The organism is Streptomyces sp. E-08 (assembly GCF_049913095.1).
Classification (GTDB): Bacteria; Actinomycetota; Actinomycetes; order Streptomycetales; family Streptomycetaceae; genus Streptomyces.
The window spans coordinates 2,725,347-2,747,979 of sequence record NZ_CP183971.1 but is presented as its reverse complement, the minus strand read 5'-3'; the positions used below and the strand labels follow the sequence as shown (position 1 = coordinate 2,747,979).

Genomic DNA, 22,633 nt, shown 5'->3' with positions numbered 1-22,633 from the left:
CCCCACCACGATCCACACCCCGATCGGAGCAGACGTTGCACCCCACCAGACTCACGGCGACCGTGGCCGCCCTGGCGCTCTCGGCGAGCCTCGCGACCGCCCTCGCCGGCCCCGCCGCCGCGGCCCCGCAGGCGCAGCCCGTACCGCCCGGGCACGGCAGGTCCCTCGCGCTCGCCGCCGCGGACAAGGCCGCGGCGAGCGGTCTCGACGAGCTGCGGCACGGCGCCGACGAGGACCTCGTCCGGACGTCCGTCACCCCCTGGGCGAACGGCCTGTACTACGCCTCGTACGAGCGCAGCTACCGCGGCCTCCCGGTCGTCGGCGGCGACGCGGTCGTGGTCTCCGACAGCTCCGGCAAGGTCCGCGAGGTCACCGGCGCCACCGCCCCCGCCATCCGGGTCTCCACGAAGGCGACGGTGACGGCCGCCGCGGCCCTCGCCACCGCCCGCGGACAGCTGGCCTCGGTCGAGAGCGCGAGCACCCCGGAGCTCACCGTGCTCCTCAAGGGCGGCAAGGCCGTCCTGACCTGGCACACCCTGGTCATCGGCCGGACCGCGCAGGACGCCCCCAGCTCCCTCGACACCTTCGTCGACGCGCGCACCGGCTCCGTCGCCCGCGCCACCGACAAGATCCTGCACGCCGACGGCCGCGGCTACCACAACGGCAACGTCACCATCGACACCGCCGCGAGCTCGATGACCGACACGAGCCGCGGCTCCTTCAAGTGCGGCGGCCAGAACGGCAGCGCCTACACGGGCTCCTCGCCCTGGGGCAACAACGCCGCCAACGACCTGGTGACCGCCTGCGTCGACATCATGTACGCGGCGCAGAAGGAACACTCCATGCTCAAGGAGTGGTTCGGCTACAACGGCCAGAACGGCCAGGGCGGCATGGTCCCGGCCCGCGCCGGACTGAGCGAGGTCAACGCGTACTACGACGGTACGAAGACCACGTACGGCCGCAACCAGAACGGCACCATGCAGCTCACCGGCATCGACGTCGTGGCGCACGAGTACGGCCACGAGATCTTCGACCGGACGCCGGGCAGCTCGGGCTCGTCCAACGAGAACGGCGGCATGAACGAGTCGACGGGCGACATCTTCGGCGCCCTCACCGAGCACTACGCCAACAACCCGAACGACACCCCGGACTACACCGTCGGCGAGAAGCTGAACTTCACCGGCAACAACCAGCCGATCCGCAACATGTACAACCCGTCGCTCATCAACAACGACCCCAACTGCTACACCCAGCTGACCTCCGGCACCGAGGTGCACGCGGGCGCCGGTCCGCAGAACCACTGGTTCTACCTGCTCGCCGAGGGCTCCAACCCGGGCGGTGGCAAGCCCAACAGCCCGATATGTTCCGGCGGTCCGTCCTCCGTGACCGGCGTCGGCATCCAGAAGGCCGGCAAGATCTTCATGGGCGCCCTGCTCATGAAGACCTCCTCCTGGAACCACCTCGCCGCCCGCAAGGCCACCCTGACCAGCGCCAAGAACACCTACGGCAGCGCCGAGTGCAACGCGGTGAAGGCGGCCTGGAACGCGGTCGGCGTGCCGGCCCAGTCCGGTGAGACCGACTGCGGCGGCACCACCACGCCGGACTTCTCGCTCGCCCTGAACCCGTCCTCGGGCTCGGTCCAGGCCGGCGCCTCCGTCACCTCCACGGTGAACACCTCCACCACCGGCGGCAGCGCGCAGACCGTGCAGCTCTCCGCGAGCGGCGCCCCGAGCGGCGTCACCGTCTCCTTCAGCCCCGCCTCGGTGACCTCCGGCTCCTCGTCCACGATGACCGTCCAGGTCGCCGCGGGCACGGCCAACGGCACGTACCCCCTCACCGTCACCGGTACGGGCTCCGCCACCCACACGGTCACCTACCAGCTGTCGGTCGGCACCACGACCCCGCCCACCGGCTGCGACGGCACCGAGCACACGTACCAGGGCACCCTGGCCTCCGGTCAGGCCGCGGCCCAGCCGGACGGCTCGTACTACTACTCGGCGACCTCCGGCACCCACGTGGGCTGCCTGCGCGGCCCGGCCGGCACCGACTTCGACCTGTACCTGCAGAAGTGGAACGGGTCGACCTGGGTGGACGTGGCCGTCGGCGGCACGGCGACGGCCGACGAGGACACCAGCTACTACGGCACCGCGGGCTACTACCGGTACGTGGTCCACGCGTACAGCGGCTCCGGCGCGTACACGCTGGGCCTGAGCGCCCCGTAAGGGGACGAGCTCCCCGCAACGGGGGCGGGGGGCGTCGCGGACCGGGGGTTCCGTGACGGCCTCCCGGGGGCCGGACGGTCGTATGTCCCACGACCGTCCGGCCCTTCTCCCGTGCTCAGCGCACCTCGGCGAGGACGAACCCGGGCCCCTCGGTCCCGGCGTCCGCGATCCGCTCGCCGTCCGGACCCCAGGCCCCGGCCCGGCCGACGCCGACCCCGTCCTCGTTGGCGCCCAGGACGTTGCCGAGGACCACGTACAGACCGAAGTCGCGGGCCCGCACCGGATACACCTTCTCGAAGGAGTCGTTGCCGGCGCCCAGCACCGAACTCGCCAGGTACACCGAGCAGTCGTCGGCCACCGCCCGTTCGGCGAGCTCCGGGAAACGGTTGTCGTAGCAGGTGGCCAGGGCGAACCGGACCCCGTCGAGCGCGAACCGCCCGTCGGCGGCGCCCGGCGCGAAGACCTCCGCCTCGACCCCGTACAGGTGCCGCTTGTCGTAGCGGGCGAGGAGCGAGCCGTCCGGGCCGATCACGAGCGAGGTGATCCCGGCGCCCGGACCCTCCGTCCGTACCGGCCCGTTGACCACGGCCGCCGCGCCCACGGCCCGGCACGCCTCCCGTACGGGATCGAGGCGGGGGTCGTCCTCGGCGAGGACCAGCGCGGGCGTGTCCCGGATCAGGGACGGCTCGTACCCGGTGAGCGAGAGCTCGGAGAAGACCACGACCCGGGCCCCCTCCGCCCCGGCCGCCCGGACCAGACCGGCGATCGTACGGACGTTGGCGTCGATGTCCCCGGCGGCCGGGGTGAACTGGGTGGCTGCGACGATCATGGCCCCCATCATCCCGCGCCCCTCCGTAAGGATCAAGAGTGGGTAGTGGGTATTAGTTCCTCCGCCGTCTCGCGGAGCAGGCCGAGGAAGGCGGTCGCCGCGACCGTCGGGCTCGTCGGAGTGGCCGCGCAGATCCGGCGGTACGGGACGTCGTCCGGATGGATCGTGACGAGCGCGACGTCCCGGCGCACCGAGGCCGCCGCCAGCGCGGGCACGAGCGTGACGCCGAGCCCCGCAGCGACCGCCCCCAGCTTGGCGATCCAGTCGTGCGCGAGCAGCCCCGTGCGCGGCCGGAACCCGGCGGCGACCGCCGGACGGAACAAGGTGTCCTCCAGTCGCTCGTTGCCGACGATCCACTCCTCGTCGGCGAGGTCGGCGAGCCGCACCGCCCGCCGCCGTGCGTACGGATGCCGCTCCTCCAGGGCCACCAGCATCGGCTCGTCGAGCAGGTGATGCAGCGTCACGCCGGGCGGCGGGGCCGTGACGGGCGCCGGACTCACCACCGCGAGATCCTCCTCCCCGGCGACGACGAGCCCGAGGTGCTTGGCCGAGGGGCCCTCCACGCGCGTGACCACGACCCCCGGGTGCCGCTCCCGGAAGGCGGCCTGCGCGCGCGGTACGAGGGAGGCGGTCGCGCTGGAGAAGGCCCCGAGCCGCAGCAGCCCGCCGTCGAGCGTGCGCAGGGCGGCCAGTTCGGCCCGGGCGGCGGCCAGCCGGTCCCGTACCGCCTCGGCGTGCGGCAGCAGCACCCGGCCCGCCTCGGTGAGCCGCACCCCGCGCGGCAGCCGCTCGAACAGCTCCGCGCCCATCTCCTCCTCCAGGGCCTGGACCTGGCGGGACACCGCGGACTGCGTGAACCCGAGGGTGTGGGCGGCGGCGGTGAGGGAGCCCGCGCGGGCGACCGCGAGGAAGGCCTCGTACAAGCCATGCGAGACGGACATGGCAACCATGCTAGACATTCGCTTGTCGCATGCGGGAGCCGGGCCTAGCGTCGACGCCATGGAGAACACCCCGCAGAAGACCGCTTTCCTCGGCCTCGGATCCATGGGCCTGCCGATGGCCCGCCGCCTGCTCGACGCCGGACACCCCCTGACCGTCTGGAACCGCACCGCCGCCAAGGCCGACGCCCTCGTCGCCGGCGGCGCCGTCCGCGCCGCGACCCCCGCCGAGGCCGTCCGGGACGCCGACGTCGTCGTCACGATGCTCGCGGACCCGGCCGCCGCCCTCGCCGTCGCCGACGAGATGATCCCCGCCCTGCGCCCCGGCACCCACTGGATCGACACCTCGACGGTCGGCCCCGACACCGACGCGGCCCTCGCCGCCCGGGTCCCCGCCGGGGTCACCCTGATCGACGCGCCCGTCATGGGCAGCGTCGACCGGGCCGCCTCCGGCGAGCTGATGATCCTCGCGGGCGGCGACACCGCGCCCGTCGCCGCCGTCCTCGACCGGCTCGGAACCGTCACGCCCTGCGGCGGGCCCGGCTCCGGCGCCGCCCTCAAGCTGGTCCTCATCAACGCCGCGATCGGCGGGGTCGCCCTCGTCGCCGAGGCCCTCGCGCTCGCCGGCGCCCTCGGCCTGCCCCGCGAGCTGGCGCTCCGCACCCTCGGCGCGGGCCCCCTCTCCGGCGCCGTCGGCCGGGCCACCGCCACCGGTTCGTACTTCCCGGTCGCCCTCGCCGCCAAGGACGTCGCCCTGGCCACGTCCGCGGCGAAGCTCCCCGTCCTGGAGGCCGTCCACGCCCTCCTCACCGAGGACCCGGCCCTCCTGGCCGAGGACCTGGCGGCGGTCGCCCGCTAGCCGCGCTCCCCGGAGCCGTCCCCGCCGTGCAGCAGCCGCAGGAAGTCCCGGAAGGCGCCCGGCATGTCCACCGCCGACGGATCCAGGAGCCACTGGTACTGGAGGCCGTCCATCACCGCCGTGAGCAGCGGCGCCGCCCGCTCCGGGGTGAGGCCGCCCGGCAGCCGCTCGCCGAACTCCAGGCGCAGGACGTCCGCCATGTTGGCCCGCACCTGCGCGTACCGCTCGGTGAAGAACTCCCGCGCCGGATGCCCGTCGGTGACGCTCTCGCCGAGCAGCGCGGAGAAGGTCTGCACGATCCCCGGCCGCATCGCGTTGTACTCGACGAGGGACTCCAGGAGGTCGAGCCGCCAGCCCTCCCGGTCCCGGCCGCCGCTGGTGTCCCAGCGGTCCCGCTCCTCCAGGACCGCGACGAGCAGGGCCTCCTTCGTCGGGAAGTAGTGCAGCAGCCCCTGCTGGGTCAGCCCGACGCGCTCGGCGACGGAGCCGAGGGTGGCGCCCCGGTAGCCGCGCTCGGCGATCACTTCGAGGGCGGCGCGCAGGATGTCCGCGCGCCGCTCCTCGCTTCTGGCCCGCACCATCGCCGTGGCCCCCTTTCGCAGGTTCGTCCGACAGGACCGTACCTCCTCGCCGCGACCTTAAAGCAACAGAATGATAACGTCACCTACCGAACTACAGGTAGGTGGGTGCACGATGGGCGCATCGGGGTCATTCGGTACGTCAACGAGGAGGTACGGCCATGGCGGAGACCAGCGCGGAGACCGTGAGGAACACGGTCGTCGAGGCGGCGCTCGGCAAGCTCGACCTGGACGCCAAGACCCGGCTGCTGGCGGGCCAGGACATGTGGTCCCTGCCCGCCGTGCCGGAGATCGGCCTGCGGTCCCTGGTCATGTCCGACGGCCCCATCGGCGTCCGCGGCGTCCGCTGGACCGCCGACGACCCGTCGGTCGCGCTCCCGTCCCCGACCGCCCTCGCCGCCACCTGGGACCCGGCGCTCGCCCGCCGGGCCGGCCACCTCCTCGCCCAGGAGGCCCGCCGCAAGGGCGTCCACGTCCTCCTCGCGCCCACGGTCAACCTGCACCGCACCCCGCTCGGCGGCCGCCACTTCGAGGCCTACAGCGAGGACCCGTACCTCACCGGTGCCATCGGCACCGGCTACGTCCAGGGCGTCCAGGACGGCGGCGTCGGCACCACCGTCAAGCACTTCGTCGCCAACGACGCCGAGACCGACCGCTTCACCGTCGACAACCGGATCGCCCCGCGCCCGCTCCGCGAGCTCTACCTCGCCCCCTTCGAGACCATCGTCGAGAACGCCCGCCCCTGGGGCATCATGACCGCCTACAACCAGGTCAACGGCGTGACGATGACCGAGCACCACGAGCTCGTGAACGAGGTCCTGCGCGGCGAGTGGGGCTTCGACGGCTACAACGTCTCCGACTGGATGGCCGCCCGCTCCACCACCGGCGACATCCGGGGCGGCCTCGACGTCGCCATGCCCGGCCCCGACACCGTCTACGGCCCGGCCCTCGCCGCCGCCGTCCGCGCCGGCGAGGTCGAGGAGTCCCTGGTCGACACCGCCGTGCGCAACGTCCTGCGGCTCGCCGCCCGCGTCGGCGCCCTCGAAGGCGCCCCGCCCGTCGTCACCGAACACCCCGCCGCCCTCGACGGCGACGCCCTCGCCCGCGAGATCGCCCGCCGCGGCTTCGTCCTCGTACGCAACGAGAACGGCGCCCTGCCGCTCGCCGCGGGCACCACCGTCGCGCTCTCCGGCGCCGCCGCGCGCGACGCCCGGGTCCTCGGCGGCGGCTCCGCCCAGGTCTTCCCCGAGCACGTCGTCTCCCCGCTCGACGGTCTCACCGCCGCCCTCCCCGACGGCGCGCTGACGTTCACCGTCGGCGCCGACCCCAGCGAGGAACTCACCCCCGCCGATCAGGGCTTCACCCTGCGCGCCCGCTGCCGCGACGCCGAGGGCCGCCTCCTCGGTGAGGGCTCCCTGCCCAACGGCCAGGTCCAGTGGATCGGCGACGACCTCCCCGAGGGCGTCACCCACCGGGCCCTCGCCTCCATCGAGGTCGTCGGCACCTTCACCCCGCGCGAGTCCGGCGAGCACGCCTTCGGCACCCGCGGCCTCGGCGCCTTCACCCTCGCCGTCGCCGGCACGACCGTCTTCGACGGCGTCCAGGCCATGGGCCCCGAGACCGACCCCTTCGAGGCCTTCTTCGGCTCCCCGGTCGAGCGCGCCAAGGTCACGCTCACCGCCGGCGAGACCGTCGAGGTCTCCCTGCTCCACACCCTCGACAAGGAGTTCGCGGCCCCGCTCCCGGCCGTCATGTTCTCCTTCGTCCACCTCGGTCCCCGCCGTGACCCCGACGAACTGATCACCGAGGCCGTCGAGGCCGCCCGCGCCGCCGACACCGCCGTCGTGGTCGTCGCCACCACCGAGCGCGTCGAGTCCGAGGGCTTCGACCGCAAGGACCTCGCCCTCCCCGGCCGGCAGGACGACCTCGTACGGGCCGTGGCCGCCGCCAACCCGAACACCGTCGTCGTCGTCAACGCCGGCTCCCCGGTCGAACTGCCCTGGCGCGAGGACGTGGCCGCGGTCCTGCTCAGCTGGTTCCCGGGCCAGGAGGGCGGCGCCGCACTCGCCGACGTCCTCACCGGCGCAGAGGAGCCCGGCGGGCGCCTCCCCACCACCTGGCCCGTCGCCCTCGCCGACGTCCCCGTCACCGAGGTCACCCCGACCGGCGGGGAACTGCACTACACCGAGGGCGTCTTCATCGGCTACCGCGCCTGGGACAGGGCCGGGGCCGTCCCCGCGTACCCCTTCGGCCACGGCCTCGGCTACACCACCTGGTCGTACGACTCCCTGGTCGCGGCCCCCGGCACGGTCACCGCCCGGATCACCAACACCGGCGACCGGCCCGGCCGCGAGACCGTCCAGATCTACCTGGCGCCGGTCGACGACACCGTCGAGCGCCCCGCCCGCTGGCTCGCCGCCTTCGCGAACGTCGAGGCGGCGCCCGGCGAGACCGTCGAGACCGAGATCGCGCTGCCCCGCCGCGCCTTCGAGATCTGGGACGACGAGAAGAACGACTGGACCCTCGTCACCGGCGCGTACGAGGTCGTCGCCGCCCACTCCCTCACCGACGCGCGCCTGACCGCCACCCTGGAGATCTGACCTCCCGGGATCCCCGAGAACCGGCCCCGGGGCGGCACCTGACAACCGCCCCGGGGTCCCTCACTCCTTCGTGATCCGCCGGTACGCCAGCTCCGCGAGCCGCGCCTGCCCGTCCCTGCTCGGATGGAACCAGTCCCAGGGGCTCAACTGACCGCCGTCGAAGCGGAACCCGAAGACCGCCCCGCCGTCGTACCGGCAGCGCGCGTCCTTCGCGCAGACCTCCTCCAGGACCTCGTTGTACGCCACCACCCGGTCCCGCACCGCGGCCCGGCGCCGCTCCGCCGCCGCACCCAGGTCCTCCGCGTCGGCCAGCATCGCGCCGCAGATCCCCAACTTCCACACCTGAAGCCCCATCGGGCTCACCCGCCCCGTCGACCACAGGTGCTTCAGGTCCGGCACGCTCGCCACGTACACCTGCGCCTTCGGCGCACCCGCCCGCAGCCGGGCCAGGGCCGTCTGGAACGAGGCACGGAAATCGGCGACCGGGGTCATCAGGTCCGGCGTCGCCCGGCAGGCGTCGTTCGCCCCCATCATCACCGTCACCAGCTCCGGCTTCTCGGCCGCGGCCCCGGCCATCTGCTCCGGGAGCTCCGCCATCAGCGCGCCCGTCCGGGCCAGGTTCCAGCTGTGGGTGGCCACCTTCGCCGGGCCGAGCAGCCGCAGCGCCAGACTGTTGACGGCGGTGTCCGTCCCGGTCGCCCACGACACCTCGGGGCAGTCCGACAGGACGGAGCACGCGTCGAAGGCGCGGGTCACGGAGTCGCCGACGGCCGCGACGGACGCGGGGGAGACGTCCCACAGCGGCGTGGGTCTCGGGGTCGGGCGCGGGGTGGACCGGGCGCTCGGAGCCGCCGCCTCCGGGTCCCCGGCGGTGCAGCCGGAGAGCACACCGCCGCACAGCAGCGCGGCCGTCGCGGCGGCGACAGCGGTACGGAATCGGCGTCGGCCGCGCATCCCCGGCCCTCCTTCGGCGTCCTGGCGGGTGAAAGCTTCGTGTTCACTCGCCCCCGGACCGACCGTACGTCACACCGATGACGGTGCGGCACGGTAGCTTTTCCCCCGTCGAACCAGAGGCGCCTTCGCCGACCGGCTCCGGTAAATTACATCACGTCACATACTGTCCCCTTTTTGACGGTTTGCGGTGTTCTGCTCCTGATGCTGTTTACTGAGGCCGCTGGACAAGGCGAACCTCGTCCCACACTGGAGGTCCCGGTGACGACACGTGGAGTCCTGTACGTACACTCCGCACCGCGCGCGCTGTGCCCGCACGTCGAATGGGCGGTGGCGGGCGTCCTCGGTGCGAGGGTCCAGCTCGACTGGATCCGCCAGCCGGCGTCCCCCGGCACCTGGAGAGCCGAGTTCTCCTGGAAGGGCCAGACCGGCACCGCCTCGAAGCTCGCCTCCGCGCTCCGCGGCTGGCAGATGCTCCGCTTCGAGGTCACCGCGGAGCCCTGCCCCACCGCCGAGGGCGAGCGCTACAGCGCCACCCCCGACCTGGGCATCTTCCATGCCGTCACCGGCATGCACGGGGACATCCTGATCCCCGAGGACCGGCTGCGGGCCGCCCTCGCGCGCTCCGCGCAGGGCGAGACCCAGCTGGAGGCGGAGATCGCCAAGCTGCTCGGGAAGCCCTGGGACGACGAGCTGGAACCCTTCCGGTACGCGGGCGAGGGTGCCCCCGTCCGCTGGCTGCACCAGGTCGTCTGACACCCCCTCACCGGCGGCACCTGACCGACGGGCCGGGCGGCCCTCGTGTGCGCCCTGGTGAGCGGGGCGCTGGGGGCGACGCTCCTCGTGGGACGGCGGCGCGGCGGGACGCAGAGCCCCGGCCCCAGCCTCGACAAGGGGGACGCGAATCCGGCCCGGCCGGTCCTCGCTGGTCGCCGCCGCCGTGGTCTGGGCCCTCGCGCTCCTCGCGGGCGGCATCTGGGCGCTCACCGCCGGGGACGGCGACGCGGACGACACCGACCCGGCGGGCAAGGCACCCGCGAAGCCCTCTCTCGCCCCCCGGCCTGCCGTCGCGTGGACCGTGCCGCCCGCGGGCCGGGCCGGCGACGAGTCCGTCGGCTTCTGGGGCCTCGGCTCCGCCGTCGCCCAGGGCCGGACCGACGGCCTCTTCGCGTACGACGCCGCCGACGGCCGCGTCCGGTGGAGCGTGCCCGCGCCCACCCGCGAGGCGCTCTGCGCGATGACCCCGGACACCGAGGAGGGCGTCGGGCTCATCGCGTACGGCCGCCACGACAAGCCCTGCGCCACGAAGAAGGCGGCGATCTCCATCTATCCCGAACTCGTCCCGGTCCCCGGCGGACACGTCGTCCTCAACCAGATCCTGATGCACGCGGAACCAGCGGCCTACGCCCTCCGCTGACACACGACGAAGGCCCGCCCCCCGTGTGGGGAGCGGGCCTTCGTCGTGGGTGCGTCAGACGGTGCGGAACGCCAGGACCACGTTGTGCCCACCGAAGCCGAAGCTGTTGTTGATCGCGGCGATCGTGCCCTGCGGGAGTTCGCGGGGCTCGTCGCGGACGATGTCGGCCTCGACCGCCGGATCCAGGTCGTCGACGTTGATCGTCGGCGGGGCCAGGCGGTTGTGGAGCGCCAGGACCGTCGCGACGGTCTCGATGCCGCCCGCGCCACCCAGCAGGTGACCGGTCATCGACTTCGTCGCGGAGATCGCGACGTGGTCCAGGTCGTCGCCCAGGACCTTCCGCAGCGCCTTGATCTCGGCGACGTCGCCCTGCGGCGTCGACGTGGCGTGCGCGTTGAGGTGGACGACCTCGGACGGCTTGAGGTCCGTCGAGTCCAGCAGGTTCTGCATCGCGGCGGCGATGCCCCGGCCGGTCGGCTCGGGCTGCGCGATGTGGTGGCTGTCGGCCGACAGGCCCTGGCCGAGCACCTCGCAGTAGATGCGGGCGCCGCGCGCCTTCGCGTGCTCCTCGGACTCCAGGATCACGACGCCCGCGCCCTCGCCGAGCACGAAGCCGTCGCGGCCGGTGTCGTAGGGACGCGAGGCCTTCGTCGGCTCGTCGTTGTTCTTGGACATCGCCATCATGTTGGCGAAGGCGGCGATCGGCAGCGGGTGGATCGCGGCCTCGGTACCGCCGGCGACGACCACGTCGGCACGGCCGGTACGGATCATCTCGACGGCGTAGCCGATCGCCTCGGCACCCGACGCGCACGCGGAGACGGGGGTGTGGACGCCCGCCCGGGCGTTCACCTCCAGGCCCACGTTCGCGGAGGGGCTGTTCGGCATGAGCATGGGCACGGTGTGCGGGGAGACGCGGCGGACGCCCTTCTCCTTCAGCACGTCGTACTGGTCGAGCAGGGTCGTCACACCACCGATGCCGGAGGCGATGACGGAGCCGAGCCGCTCGGGCACGATCTTCTCGTCCTCACCGGCCGGGCCGGTGTAGCCCGCGTCGGCCCATGCCTCACGGGCCGCGATCAGCGCGAACTGCGCCGAGCGGTCCAGCTTGCGGGCCAGCGGGCGGGGCAGCACGTCGCCGGGGTCGACCGCGGCGAGGGCCGCGATCTTGACGGGCAGTTCGGCGAAGCGCTCGCCCTCGAGGGGCTTGACGCCGGAGCGTCCCGCGATCAGACCTTCCCAGGTCGATGCGGAGTCGCCACCCAGCGGTGTGGTTGCGCCGAGACCGGTGACGACCACGGTGCGATTGGTCGAGCTCACAGGAATTCTTTCTCCACGTGTGTGATGGTCGAAGTACGGCGCCACCGCCGGGTGGCGGACCGAGTCAGCGAGGGCCGAATCAGGCCTGGTGCTTCAGGATGTAGTCGGCGGCGTCGCCCACGGTCTTGAGGTTCTTGACGTCCTCGTCGGGGATCTTGACGTCGAAACGCTCTTCGGCGGCGACGACGACCTCGACCATGGACAGCGAGTCGACGTCCAGGTCGTCGGTGAAGGACTTGTCCAGCTGGACGTCCTCGACCGGGATACCGGCGATCTCGTTGACGATCTCGGCGAGGCCCTTGAGGATCTCTTCCTGGGTGTCAGCCATAGTGCTGCTCCTTCTTGCGGTTACTTCGGTACAGGGGCTTCCGGAAGATCCGGTGTGCCTAGGGGAGGGTAACGACCGTCGCGGCGTAGACGAGACCCGCCCCGAAGCCGATGACGAGCGCGGTGTCGCCGCTCTTCGCCTTCCCGGTCGCCAGGAGCCGCTCCATCGCGAGCGGGATCGAGGCGGCCGAGGTGTTGCCGGTGGTCTCCACGTCACGGGCGACCGTGACGTGCTCCGGCAGCTTCAGAGTCTTCACCATCGAGTCGATGATCCGCATGTTCGCCTGGTGCGGGATGAAGACGTCCAGGTCGTCCGCCGTGATGCCGGCGGCGTCCAGCGCCTGCTGGGCGACCTTCGCCATCTCGAAGACGGCCCAGCGGAAGACCGCCTGACCCTCCTGCGTGATGGCGGGGAACTTGATCTCGCCCTGCTCGTTGAGCGGCAGCTGCGAGACGTCGCCGACGTGGAACTCGTTCCACGGCACGGTCTGCTTGATCGTCTCGGACTTGTCGCCCTCGGAACCCCAGACCGTGGGGCCGATGTGCGGCTCCTCGGACGGGCCGACGACCACGGCGCCGGCACCGTCGCCGAACAGGAAGGCCGTCGCGCGGTCCTCCAGATCCGTCAGGTCGCTGAGCCGCTCCACGCCGATGACCAGAACGTACTCCGCCGAACCCTCGACGATCATGCCCTTGGCGAGCGTCAGGCCGTAGCCGAAGCCCGCGCAGCCGGCGGAGATGTCGAACGCGGCCGGCTTCCCGGCGCCGATCTTGTCGGCGATCTCGGTGGCGACGGCCGGCGTCTGCTTGAAGTGCGAGACCGTGGAGACGATCACGGCACCGATCTGCTCGGGGCTGATCCCGGCGTCGGCGATCGCCTTGCCCGAGGCCTCCACCGACATGGCGGCCACGGTCTCCTCCGGAGAGGCCCAGTGACGGGTGGCGATGCCGGAGCGCGAGCGGATCCACTCGTCGGACGAGTCGATCTTCTCGAGGATCACCTCGTTCGGCACGACCCGGGTGGGGCGGTAGCCGCCGACACCGAGGATCCGCGCGTACGGGGCGCCCTTGCTGGGCTTGATCTTCGACATGTTTCTCGACACTCCTTGTCAGACGGCCGCGTGCTCGGCGATGAGCGTACGGGCCGCGTCGAGGTCGTCGGGAGTCTTGAGCGCGACCGTGGCCACGCCCGGCAGGGCCCGCTTGGCGATACCGGTCAGGGTGCCGCCGGGGCACACCTCGATCAGCGCGGTCGCGCCGAGCGCCTGGAAGGTCTCCATGCACAGGTCCCAGCGGACCGGGTTCGCGACCTGGCCGACCAGCCGGGCCACGACCTCGGCGCCGTCGGTGACGACCTGGCCGTCCTTGTTGGAGACGTAGCGGGTGACCGGGGCGGCCGGGGACAGCTGCTTCGCCGCCTCCTCCAGCTTCGCCACGGCCGGGGCCATGTGGTGTGTGTGGAACGCGCCGGCGACCTTGAGCGCCACGACCCGGCGGACGCCCTCGGGCTTGTCCGCCTCCAGGGCGGCCAGCTGCTCCAGCGTGCCGGCGGCCACGATCTGGCCGGCGCCGTTCACGTTGGCCGCGGTCAGGCCGAGCTTCTCCAGGTGCGGGACGGTCACCTCGGGGTCGCCGCCGAGCAGCGCCGACATGCCCGTCGCGGTGATCGCGGCGGCGTCGGCCATCGCGAGTCCGCGGGTACGGACCAGGCGGAGCGCGGCCTCGTCGTCGAGGACGCCCGCGAAGGCGGCGGCGGTGAACTCGCCGACGCTGTGACCGGCGACGACGCCGGGGGCCACGTCACCGAGCGCGGCCGCGGACAGCAGACCGGCGGCGACGAGGAGGGGCTGTGCCACGGCGGTGTCGCGGATCTCGTCCGCGTCCGCCTTCGTGCCGTAGCGGACGAGGTCGAGCTCGATCGCGTCCGACCAGGCCGCGATGCGGTCGGCGGCGCCGGGGAGTTCGAGCCAGGGGGTCAGGAAGCCGGGCGTCTGAGCGCCTTGGCCGGGAGCGACGAGTACGAGCACCCTCACACTCTCTCTTGGGGACGGCTTCGAGCGCCCGTGGGGACAAGGACGAAGAACCGTCGGGGGAATTGTTGGTGTTCGACAAAAGTCTAGGACTGCTGATCTCCGTCGGCCAAGCGTCCGAGAATGAGGGCGATCCGCAGCGTGAACGCGGAGCGCACATCGGAGGGTGACCAGCCGGTGACGTCGGTCACACGTCGGAGCCGGTAGCGCACGGTGTTCGGGTGGACGAAAAGCATGCGGGCCGCGCCTTCCAGGCTGCTCGCCTGCTCCAGATAGACACTGAGAGTTTCGAGCAGCGCGGAGCCCGCTTCCTCCAGTGGTCTGTAGATCTCCTCCACCAGCTGCTCGCGCGCCGAAGGGTCGGAGGCGATGGCGCGCTCGGGGAGGAGATCGTCCGCCAGGACCGGGCGCGGCGCGTCCTGCCAGGCCGAGCAGGCCTTGAGCCCGGCGGCGGCGGCCTGCGCGGAGCGGGTCGCGGCGAGCAGGTCGGGGACGACGGGGCCGGCGACGACGGGGCCGGCCGCGTACGGCCCGATCAGCGCCTTGGCGACGGCGAGGGGATTGTCGTTGCCGCCCGCGATGACGACGAGCCGGTTGCCGAGGACGCCGGTGAGGACCTGGAGCTTGGCGTGCCGGGCGGCCCGGCGGATCGCCTCCACCGTCAGCTCGCTGTCCCCGTCGGGGGCGGTGCCGAGGACCACGCACACGTGGTCCGGCGAGTTCCAGCCGAGCGCGGCGGCCCGCGACACGGCGCCCTCGTCGGCCTCGCCGGAGAGCACGGCGTTCACCACCAGCGACTCCAGGCGCGCGTCCCAGGCGCCCCGGGCCTCGGCGGCCTGCGCGTACACCTGCGCGGTGGCGAAGGCGATCTCCCGGGCGTAGACGAGGAGCGCCTCGCGGAGCACGGACTCGTCGCCGGGGGCGGCGACCTCGTCGATGGCCGACTCCATGACCTCGATGGTCGTCCGGACCATCTCCACGGTCTGGCGCAGGGTGATCGCGCGGGTCAGCTCGCGGGGGGCCGTGCCGAAGACGTCCGTCGAGATGGCCTGCGGGGTCTCCGGGTGCCGGAACCACTCGGTGAACGCGGCGATGCCGGCCTGGGCGACCAGACCGATCCACGACCGGTTCTCGGGCGGCATCGCGCGGTACCACGGCAGCGTCTCGTCCATGCGGGCGATGGCGCCGGCGGCGAGCCTCCCGGACGACTGTTCGAGACGCTTCAGGGTCGCGGCATGCGGATGGGCGGCGTTCACGGGTTCAGGCACGGGGACAAGACTGCCTTATCGGGACGCCGGCGTGCGGGGTCGGGGCCGTTTCCCCGGGCTACGGTACGTCCGTGATACGCATCCAGCGCGCGGGCGACCGGTATCCCGGAGGCGACCCCGGGGCCGGGATCGAGACCCGGCACGCCCTGTCCTTCGGTCCGTACTACGACCCCGACAACCTCCGCTTCGGCGCCCTCCTCGCCTGCAACGAGGAGCGGCTCGCGCCCGGCGCGGGCTTCGACGAGCATCCGCACAGCCACACGGAGATCGTGACCTGGGTGGTGGAGGGCGAACTCACCCACGCCGACACCGCCGGGCACACCTCGGTGGTCCGCCCCGGCGACCTCCAGCACCTGAGCTCGGCGGGCGGCGTACGCCACGTCGAACGCAACGACGGCGACGTCCCCCTGACCTTCGTCCAGATGTGGCTCGCCCCGCTGACGCCGGGCGGGGAGCCGTCGTACGACGTGGTGCGGGGCGTCGAGGACCCGTACGCCCTCCCGGCGGCGGGAGCGGTCCTGCGCGTGGAGCGCCTCGGGCCGGGCGACTCCGCGACGGTCCCGGCGGCGGACTTCACGTACGTGCACGTGGTACGGGGCGGGGTGACGCTGGGCACGGAGGAACTGGGCCCGGGCGACGCGGCGAGACTCACGGCCGAGAAGGCCCTCGAAGTGACCGCCACGGCGGCCACGGAACTCCTGGTGTGGACGATGCGAACCCCCTGACGCCCCCGCCGCGGACGGCGCCCGCCGCCCGCCGCCCGCCGCGTGCGGGCGCGGGCACGGCGGGGCGTGGTGCGGGCGCGTCAGCGCAGGGCGCTCTTCGCCTTCCACTGCTCCCAGCTCAGATTCCACGCCCCGTAGCCGTTCCCCTCCGCCACGACCCCCTTCGTCTCCCGCCCCTTGATCTCGAAGGGGTCGCCCACGTTCACCGAGGCGTAGAACGACGCCGCGTTCTCGTCGCTCATGCCGATGCACCCGGAGCTCTTGTTCGCCTTGCCGAAGTACGGCGCGTTCCACGGGGCCGCGTGCGCGTACATGCCCGACCAGGTCAGGCGCATCGAGTAGTCCACGTCCTTGTCGTAGGCGTCCCCGAGGCCGACCGTCTCCGAGTTCATGTTGATGGTGCCCTCCTTCGCCATCAGCACGGCCGTGCCCCGCCAGGACCGCTTGTCGCCGCCCGGGGTGCCGCCGGAGACGGGGATCGTCCGCACGGTCCGCCCGTCCCGTACGACACTCAGCCGGTGCGCGTCGAGGTCGACCTTGACGACCTGCGAGGCGCCGACGGTGAAGCCGGTGCGGTAGTCGCGTACGAACCAGCCGCCGCCCGAGTCCGTACCGTCGAGGTCCGCTTCGAGGGTGACCTTCGTGCCCGGCTTCCAGTAGTCCCGGGGGCGCCAGTCCGCCCTGTCCCGGCCCGAGTAGTCCTTGACCCAGCCCCAGGAGCCCTCGGTTCCGTTCGAGGTGGTCACCTTGAGCTGCTTCTCCACGTCCGCCTTCCGCGTCACCGGCAGGTCGAAGACGATGGAGAGCGGATGCCCGATGCCGACCGTGGTGTTCTTGCCGGGGGCCAGCGTCACCTTGTTGACCTTCTCGGGCTCCGGGGTCGCGAACGACGACAGGCTCGTCGACTGCTTGCCGTCGGAGGTGCGGGACGTCACCTCGACCGTGTACGAGGTGCCCGGCGCAGCCTTGCGGTCCGAGGCCCAGCTCGTACCGCCCGCCCCCGTACGGCCCTTGAGGATCCCGCCCTCGCCGTCGACGACCTTCACCTCCGTGAGCGTCCCGCCGGTCGCGGTCACCGACACCGGCTTGCCGGCCGCCCGGTCCACGACGGTCACCTTCACCGGGGACGCGTCCTTCGCCGCCCCGGACCCCGAGCCGGACGAGCCCCCGTCCGCCGCCTGGGCCGTGCAGGCGGTGAGGGAGGCGACGAGCGCCACGGCGGCCAGGACGGGGCGGGACATGCGTATCGGCGGCGCGGTGCGTATCGGCAGCACGGAAGACCTCCGCGGTGTGAGGAAAAGGTGGGATGTCCTGGACTGTAGGACGCTCCTCCACCCCCGTGGGGCGCCGGACGCCTCTGTGACGAGGGCTGCGGCACAACCGTCACCGTCCCGTCACAATCACCGCGCGCACCCGTCGAATTCGGCTGTGAGCCTGCTGTGCGCCCCACCATCGAGGGGCGGAACAAGGAGGCTCCCGTTGTGTCAGCGCTGCTCGTGACGGCCGCACCCACCGACCGCCGCGCCCCCGCAGGACCGGTCAGGCTCGGGCCCGTGACCCCCGAGGCGTACCGCGCGTTCCTCGGCTCCCGCTCCGGCGCGGACGGGCCCAGCTTCCTCCAACTCCCCTCCTGGGCGCAGGTGAAGGACGGCTGGAGCCACCAACTCGTCGGCTGGGGACGCGAAGGGGCGGCGCTCTCCGGCGTCGCGCTCGTCCTCCTCCGTCCCTTCCCCGGCACCCGGAAGTACTTCGCCTACCTGCCCGAAGGGCCCGTCGCCGACTGGGCGGACCCCGACCTCGACGGCTGGCTCGCCCCGCTCCTCGGCCATCTGCGCTCCCTGGGCGCCTTCGCCGTCCGCATGGGGCCCGGGCCCGCCTACCGCCGCTGGAACGCCGCCACCGTCAAGGCCGGCACCGGACCCGGCAGCCGCCTCTCCGACGTCCTCGCCGACGAGGTCGACCCGCTGGGAACCGCCGTCGCCGAACGGCTCCGCGCCCGCGGCTGGCGCAAGTGCGGCGGCGACTCCGAGGACGGCGCCGACGCCCAGCCCCGCCACGTCTTCCAGGTCCCGCTCGCCGGCCGCAGCACCGACGACCTGTGGACCGGACTCAACCAGGAGTGGCGGCGCAACGTCCGCAAGGCCCGGAAGTCCGGCGTCGAGGTCGTCGTCGGCTCCGCCGCCGACCTCCCCGAGTTCTACCGGCTCCTGCGCATCACCGAGGAACGCGACGGCTTCCGCCTCGGCCGCTCCCTCGCCTACTACGAGCGCCAGTACGCCGTCCTCAACGCCGAGCAGCCGGGCCGCATGCGGCTCTACCTCGCCCGCCACGAGGGCGAGATCCTTGCCGCGCACACCATGCTCACGGTCGGCGGCCGCGTCTGGTATCAGACCGGGGCCTCCGCCGATCACCGCCGCGAGGTCCGGCCCTCCAACGCCCTCCAGTGGCGCATGCTCCTCGACGCCCACGCCCTCGGCGCCGCCGTCTACGACCTGCGCGGGGTACCCTCCACCCTCGATCCGGGCGACCGCGCCCACGGGCTGCTCCGCTGGAAGCTCGGGACGGGCGGACAGGTCGTCGAGACGCTGGGGGAGTGGGAGACACCTATGCAGGGCACGACCAACGGGGCGCTGTACCGCGCGTTCCAGGCCTACATGGCCCGACGATGACGGCGACGCTCACCACGGCACCACCGGCGCCGAAGACCTCCGCGCTGCGCAGCGGCGCCCTCATGGCCGCCGGCTCGCTCGTCTCCCGGGCCACCGGCTTCGTGCGGGCCTCGGTCGTCGCCGCCGCGCTCGGCGCGGGCCTCGTCGCCGACGGGTACGCGGTCGGCAACTCCGTCCCCACGATCGTCTACATGCTCCTCCTCGGCGGCGCCCTCAACGCCGTCTTCGTCCCCGAACTCGTCAAGGCCGCCAAGGAGCACGAGGACGGCGGAGTCGCCTACACCGACCGCCTCCTCACGCTCTGCGCGCTCGCCCTGACCGCGCTCACGGCGGTCGCCGTCCTCGCCGCTCCGCTGATCGTCGACACGTACACCGACTACGCGGGCGGACAGCGGGACATGACCGTCGCCTTCGCGCGCGCGTGCCTGCCGCAGATCTTCTTCCTCGGACTCTTCACCCTGCTCGGGCAGGTCCTGAACGCCCGGGGCCGGTTCGGCGCCATGATGTGGACCCCCGTCCTCAACAACGTCGTCGCCGTCACCGTCTTCGGCCTCTTCCTCGTCGTCAGCGACGGCGGCGAGCTCACCCCCGGGGAGACCGCCCTCCTCGGCTGGGGCACCACCGCCGGCATCGCCGTCCAGGCCCTCGCCCTGCTGCCCTCGCTGCGCGCCGCCGGCTTCCGCTGGCGGCCCCGCTTCGACTGGCGCGGCAGCGGCCTCGCCGCGCCGCTGCGCTCGGCGGGCTGGCTGGTGCTGCTCGTCCTCACCAACCAGGGGGCGTACTGGGTGACGACGTGGCTGGCGACCACGGCGGGCGACTCGAAGAACAGCGGCGGCACGGGCCTCGCCGCGTACAACAACGCCTACCTCCTCTGGACGGTCCCGCACGGCATCATCACCGTCTCCCTCGTGACGGCGCTGGTGCCCCGGATGAGCGGAGCGGCGGCGGACGGCGACCTGGCCGGAGTCCGACGGGACGTCTCGTACGCCCTGCGGACCAGCGCGGCCGCGATCGTCCCGGCTGCCTGTGCGCTCCTCGCCCTCGCCGTCCCCCTGATGACGGTCGTCTTCCGGTACGGGGCGACCACGGCCGACGACATCCGCGCCATGTCCTGGACCCTGATGGCGTTCGCGCCCGGTCTGGTCGCCCTCTCCGGCCAGTACGTGTGCACCCGCGCGTTCTACGCCCTGCGCGACACCCGGACCCCGTTCTTCCTGAACCTCGTCATCGCGGCCCTGAACGCGGGCCTCTCCCTGGCCGCGTACCACGTCCTGCCGACCCGCTGGGCGGTCACGGGCATGGCGGCGGCGTACTCGCTGGCCCTGTGGGCGGGCTGGGCGGTGACGGCGTACGCGCTCCGCCGCCGCCTGGGGGGCGCGTCCGGCGGGGCCTTCCCCGCGCTCGCCCGGCTCCTCGTCGCGGCGGTCCCGGCGGCCGGATACGGGCTGTTCGTGGCGGACGGGACGGCGGTGGCGGGGCCGGTCGTGGCGGGCCTGGCGGGCGCGGCGACGGTGCTCGCGACGTTCGCGCTGCTGTCGCGGCCGCTGCGCCTCACGGAACTCCAGACGCTCCTGGCCTCCGGCACGGCCCGCCTGCGCACCCTGACCCACCGAACCTGACACCGAGCACCCTCCCCGGCAGGGGACGCCATCGACCTTGGGATACTCCACACATGCCCCGCGTGCTCCTGATAGAAGACGACCCCTCCGTCCGTGAGGGCGTCGAGCTCGGCCTCCGCCGCCGCGGGCACGACGTGCGCACCGCCCCCACCGGCGAGGCGGGGCTCGCCGCGCTCGGCGAGTTCCGGCCCGACCTGCTGCTCCTGGACCTGATGCTGCCCGGCATGAACGGCGTCCAGGTCTGCCGCCGGGTCCGGGAGAGCAGCCAGCTGCCGATCATCATGCTCACCGCGCGCGGTGACGACTTCGACGTCGTCGTCGGCCTGGAGGCCGGGGCCGACGACTACATCGTCAAGCCCGCCCGTACCGAGGTCATCGAGGCCCGGATCCGCGCCGTGCTGCGCCGCATCGAGGAGCCCGCGGCCGGCCGGTCCGCCGTCGAGTTCCACGGGGAGCTCGCCATCGACCGGGTGGGTCTGACCGTCGCCAAGTCGGGCGAGCGACTCGCCCTCGCCCCGTCCGAACTGAAGCTGCTGCTGCACCTCACGGCCGCCCCCGAGCAGGTCTTCAGCCGCCAGCAACTGCTCGAACACGTCTGGGAGCACAGCTACCACGGGGACGCCCGGCTGGTGGACGCCTGTGTCCGCCGCCTGCGGAACAAGATCGAGGACACCCCGGGCGAGCCCCGGTACATCCAGACCCTGCGCGGCTTCGGCTACCGGTTCGGGCCCCTGTGAAGGCCTGTGTGAGCCCCGAGCCGGACGGCGCTCAAGAGGCGGCCGACACCGGACGGGCCCCGGGGCGCCGCCGCCGCGCCGGCACCCCCCGCCTGCGCCCCTTCGGCCTCCGCACCCGCCTGGTGCTCGCCTTCCTCCTCGTCGCGGCCGTCGGCTGCGGCACCACCGCCGCGCTCACCTACCGTGCCGCCCGCAACGCCATCCTGGAGCAGACCCAGAACACCGCCGTCTCCGCCCTGCGCGACCAGGTCGAACCGCTCGTCCTCACCCTGCCCGTCGACACCGGTCAGCTGCACGACGTGCTCCTCAGCATGGCGCGGCAGGGCAAACCGCGTCCCTGGCGCGTCTACGCCGAGTACGGCTCCGTCCACCTGTCCTCCACGGACCGCCCCACCTCGTCCGTCATCACGCCCGAGCTGCGGGCCCGCGCCCATGCCGGCTCGGCCACCGCGCACAGCAGCTTCCAGCGGGTCGTGAAGAACGGCACCCCGTACCTGACCATCGCCGTCCCCGCCGTCTTCCGGACGGACAAGGACAAGGGGACGGCGCAGCCCACCGGTCTCGTCTTCTACGCCGTCATGGAGCTCGACGACGAGGAGGCGAACATCGAGGCCATGGTCAGCGCCGCCCGCGACGGCGCCCTTCCGGCCCTCGCCGTGGCCCTGATCCCCGCGCTCATCGCCTCGCGCGGCGTGCTCCGCCCCGTACGGGAACTGCGGCACGCGGCGCACAGCATGGGGCGCGGCCGGCTCGACACCCGCATCCACGCGAAGGGCAGCGACGAACTCGCCGATCTCGCCCGGACGTTCAACGAGTCCGCCGCCGAGCTGGAACGTTCCGTCACGGAACTCCGCAACGCCGAGGCCCGTGCCCGCCGCTTCGCCTCCGACGTCTCGCACGAGCTGCGCACCCCGCTCGCCGGGATGCTCGCGGTCACCGAGGTCCTCGACGAGGACGCCGAGAGCCTCGACAGCGACACCGCCCGCGCCGTCCGGCTCATCAGCGCCGAGACCGGGAAGCTCGCCGTGCTCGTCGAGGACCTGATGGAGATCTCCCGCTTCGACGCGCGGGCCGCCGAGCTCCACACCGACGAGGTCGACGCCGCCGACTGCGTCCGCAAGACCCTCCAACACCGGCACTGGACCGATCCGGCGCACGTCGTCGCGTACCTTGGGCAGGGGATCAGGGCCCGGCTCGACCCGCGCCGTTTCGACGTGGTCGTCGCCAACCTCGTCGGCAACGCGCTGCGGCACGGGGCGGCGCCGGTGACGGTCAGGCTGTACGCGGAGGGGGACGAGCTGGTGACGGAGGTCGCCGACCGGGGGCCGGGCATCGACCCGGACGTCCTGCCGCACGTCTTCGACCGCTTCTACAAGGCGGACCGGGCGAGGACCCGTTCGGCGGGCAGCGGCCTCGGCCTGGCGATCACCCTGGAGAACGTCCGGCTGCACGGCGGCACCGTCCGCGCCGCCAACCATCCGGCGGGCGGGGCGGTCTTCACCGTACGGATGCCCCTGTGAAGCGCCACGGGGATGCCACCGTGCGGG

20 protein-coding genes are annotated in these 22,633 nt (G+C 73.0%); 10 read left to right on the top strand and 10 right to left on the bottom strand.

The window, feature by feature from the left end; genetic code table 11:
• The first annotated feature begins 35 nt into the window (after positions 1 to 35).
• Positions 36 to 2,222 (top strand): M4 family metallopeptidase, encoded by a 2,187-nt coding sequence (locus tag ACN9MM_RS12575; RefSeq protein WP_426363706.1) that lies wholly within the window; start codon positions 36 to 38, stop codon positions 2,220 to 2,222.
• 115 nt (positions 2,223 to 2,337) lie between these two features.
• Here the strand turns inward: ACN9MM_RS12575 and ACN9MM_RS12570 are convergent, their stop codons facing one another.
• Together ACN9MM_RS12570 and ACN9MM_RS12565 are read right to left on the bottom strand one after the other, a co-directional pair.
• Positions 2,338 to 3,051 (bottom strand): carbon-nitrogen hydrolase family protein, encoded by a 714-nt coding sequence (locus tag ACN9MM_RS12570; protein ID WP_426363705.1) that lies wholly within the window; start codon positions 3,049 to 3,051, stop codon positions 2,338 to 2,340.
• Positions 3,052 to 3,083: 32 nt separating this feature from the next.
• Positions 3,084 to 4,001 (bottom strand): LysR family transcriptional regulator, encoded by a 918-nt coding sequence (locus tag ACN9MM_RS12565; RefSeq protein ID WP_426363704.1) that lies wholly within the window; start codon positions 3,999 to 4,001, stop codon positions 3,084 to 3,086.
• A gap of 49 nt (positions 4,002 to 4,050) precedes the next feature.
• Here ACN9MM_RS12565 and ACN9MM_RS12560 point away from each other — a divergent pair, with 49 nt between their 5' ends.
• A complete protein-coding gene (locus tag ACN9MM_RS12560) occupies positions 4,051 to 4,848 on the top strand; it encodes an NAD(P)-dependent oxidoreductase (protein ID WP_426363703.1) in 798 nt (265 codons plus the stop codon).
• Here the strand turns inward: ACN9MM_RS12560 and ACN9MM_RS12555 are convergent.
• Positions 4,845 to 5,429 carry a TetR/AcrR family transcriptional regulator gene (locus ACN9MM_RS12555; RefSeq protein WP_383801043.1) on the bottom strand — a complete coding sequence of 195 codons (585 nt, stop codon included), beginning with the start codon at positions 5,427 to 5,429 and terminating at the stop codon, positions 4,845 to 4,847. The genes ACN9MM_RS12560 and ACN9MM_RS12555 overlap by 4 nt on opposite strands.
• Positions 5,430 to 5,587: 158 nt before the next feature.
• Between ACN9MM_RS12555 and ACN9MM_RS12550 the strand changes: the two genes are divergently transcribed.
• Positions 5,588 to 8,026: a beta-glucosidase gene (locus ACN9MM_RS12550; RefSeq protein ID WP_426363702.1), complete on the top strand. Its 2,439-nt coding sequence runs from the start codon at positions 5,588 to 5,590 to the stop codon at positions 8,024 to 8,026.
• A gap of 60 nt (positions 8,027 to 8,086) precedes the next feature.
• Here the strand turns inward: ACN9MM_RS12550 and ACN9MM_RS12545 are convergent, their stop codons facing one another.
• The gene (locus tag ACN9MM_RS12545; RefSeq protein ID WP_426363701.1) at positions 8,087 to 8,980 is read right to left on the bottom strand and encodes an SGNH/GDSL hydrolase family protein; all 894 of its coding nucleotides are present in this window, start codon (positions 8,978 to 8,980) and stop codon (positions 8,087 to 8,089) included.
• A gap of 258 nt (positions 8,981 to 9,238) precedes the next feature.
• Between ACN9MM_RS12545 and ACN9MM_RS12540 the strand changes: the two genes are divergently transcribed.
• Both ACN9MM_RS12540 and ACN9MM_RS12535 read left to right on the top strand, forming a co-directional pair.
• On the top strand, positions 9,239 to 9,733 hold the full coding sequence (locus ACN9MM_RS12540) for a DUF3145 domain-containing protein (RefSeq protein WP_382870380.1): 495 nt from the start codon (positions 9,239 to 9,241) through the stop codon (positions 9,731 to 9,733).
• A gap of 184 nt (positions 9,734 to 9,917) precedes the next feature.
• Positions 9,918 to 10,394 carry a hypothetical protein gene (locus ACN9MM_RS12535; RefSeq protein WP_426363700.1) on the top strand — a complete coding sequence of 159 codons (477 nt, stop codon included), beginning with the start codon at positions 9,918 to 9,920 and terminating at the stop codon, positions 10,392 to 10,394.
• Positions 10,395 to 10,448: 54 nt separating this feature from the next.
• On the opposite strand, the gene fabF is transcribed toward ACN9MM_RS12535, so the two are convergent.
• The 5 genes from fabF to fasR all read right to left on the bottom strand — a co-directional run bounded on the left by fabF (position 10,449) and on the right by fasR (position 15,336).
• The gene (gene fabF, locus ACN9MM_RS12530; RefSeq protein WP_190103543.1) at positions 10,449 to 11,711 is read right to left on the bottom strand and encodes a beta-ketoacyl-ACP synthase II; all 1,263 of its coding nucleotides are present in this window, start codon (positions 11,709 to 11,711) and stop codon (positions 10,449 to 10,451) included.
• Between the two features lie 79 nt (positions 11,712 to 11,790).
• Positions 11,791 to 12,039 carry an acyl carrier protein gene (locus tag ACN9MM_RS12525; protein ID WP_426363699.1) on the bottom strand — a complete coding sequence of 83 codons (249 nt, stop codon included), beginning with the start codon at positions 12,037 to 12,039 and terminating at the stop codon, positions 11,791 to 11,793.
• Between the two features lie 58 nt (positions 12,040 to 12,097).
• A complete protein-coding gene (locus tag ACN9MM_RS12520) occupies positions 12,098 to 13,129 on the bottom strand; it encodes a ketoacyl-ACP synthase III (protein ID WP_426363698.1) in 1,032 nt (343 codons plus the stop codon).
• Positions 13,130 to 13,147: 18 nt separating this feature from the next.
• Positions 13,148 to 14,065 carry an ACP S-malonyltransferase gene (locus tag ACN9MM_RS12515; RefSeq protein WP_382870372.1) on the bottom strand — a complete coding sequence of 306 codons (918 nt, stop codon included), beginning with the start codon at positions 14,063 to 14,065 and terminating at the stop codon, positions 13,148 to 13,150.
• Between the two features lie 89 nt (positions 14,066 to 14,154).
• Positions 14,155 to 15,336, bottom strand: a complete 1,182-nt coding sequence (gene fasR / locus ACN9MM_RS12510; protein ID WP_426363697.1) for a fatty acid biosynthesis transcriptional regulator FasR — start codon at positions 15,334 to 15,336, stop codon at positions 14,155 to 14,157.
• A gap of 71 nt (positions 15,337 to 15,407) precedes the next feature.
• On the opposite strand from fasR, the gene ACN9MM_RS12505 reads away from it, so the two are divergent.
• Positions 15,408 to 16,061, top strand: coding sequence for a pirin family protein (locus ACN9MM_RS12505; RefSeq protein ID WP_426363696.1), 654 nt, complete (start codon positions 15,408 to 15,410; stop codon positions 16,059 to 16,061).
• Between the two features lie 80 nt (positions 16,062 to 16,141).
• Here the strand turns inward: ACN9MM_RS12505 and ACN9MM_RS12500 are convergent, their stop codons facing one another.
• Entirely contained in the window at positions 16,142 to 17,302 is a 1,161-nt protein-coding gene (locus ACN9MM_RS12500; protein ID WP_426368727.1) for an Ig-like domain-containing protein, read from the bottom strand.
• A gap of 240 nt (positions 17,303 to 17,542) precedes the next feature.
• On the opposite strand from ACN9MM_RS12500, the gene ACN9MM_RS12495 reads away from it, so the two are divergent.
• The 4 genes from ACN9MM_RS12495 to ACN9MM_RS12480 are packed head-to-tail and all read left to right on the top strand — an operon-like array spanning position 17,543 to position 22,606.
• The gene (locus ACN9MM_RS12495; RefSeq protein ID WP_426363695.1) at positions 17,543 to 18,730 is read left to right on the top strand and encodes a lipid II:glycine glycyltransferase FemX; all 1,188 of its coding nucleotides are present in this window, start codon (positions 17,543 to 17,545) and stop codon (positions 18,728 to 18,730) included.
• Positions 18,727 to 20,349 (top strand): murein biosynthesis integral membrane protein MurJ, encoded by a 1,623-nt coding sequence (gene murJ, locus ACN9MM_RS12490; RefSeq protein WP_426363694.1) that lies wholly within the window; start codon positions 18,727 to 18,729, stop codon positions 20,347 to 20,349. Before ACN9MM_RS12495 ends, murJ begins: the two co-directional genes overlap by 4 nt.
• 53 nt (positions 20,350 to 20,402) lie before the next feature.
• A complete protein-coding gene (locus ACN9MM_RS12485) occupies positions 20,403 to 21,086 on the top strand; it encodes a response regulator (RefSeq protein WP_426363693.1) in 684 nt (227 codons plus the stop codon).
• A gap of 8 nt (positions 21,087 to 21,094) precedes the next feature.
• A complete protein-coding gene (locus ACN9MM_RS12480) occupies positions 21,095 to 22,606 on the top strand; it encodes a sensor histidine kinase (protein ID WP_426363692.1) in 1,512 nt (503 codons plus the stop codon).
• Positions 22,607 to 22,633: the final 27 nt, after the last annotated feature.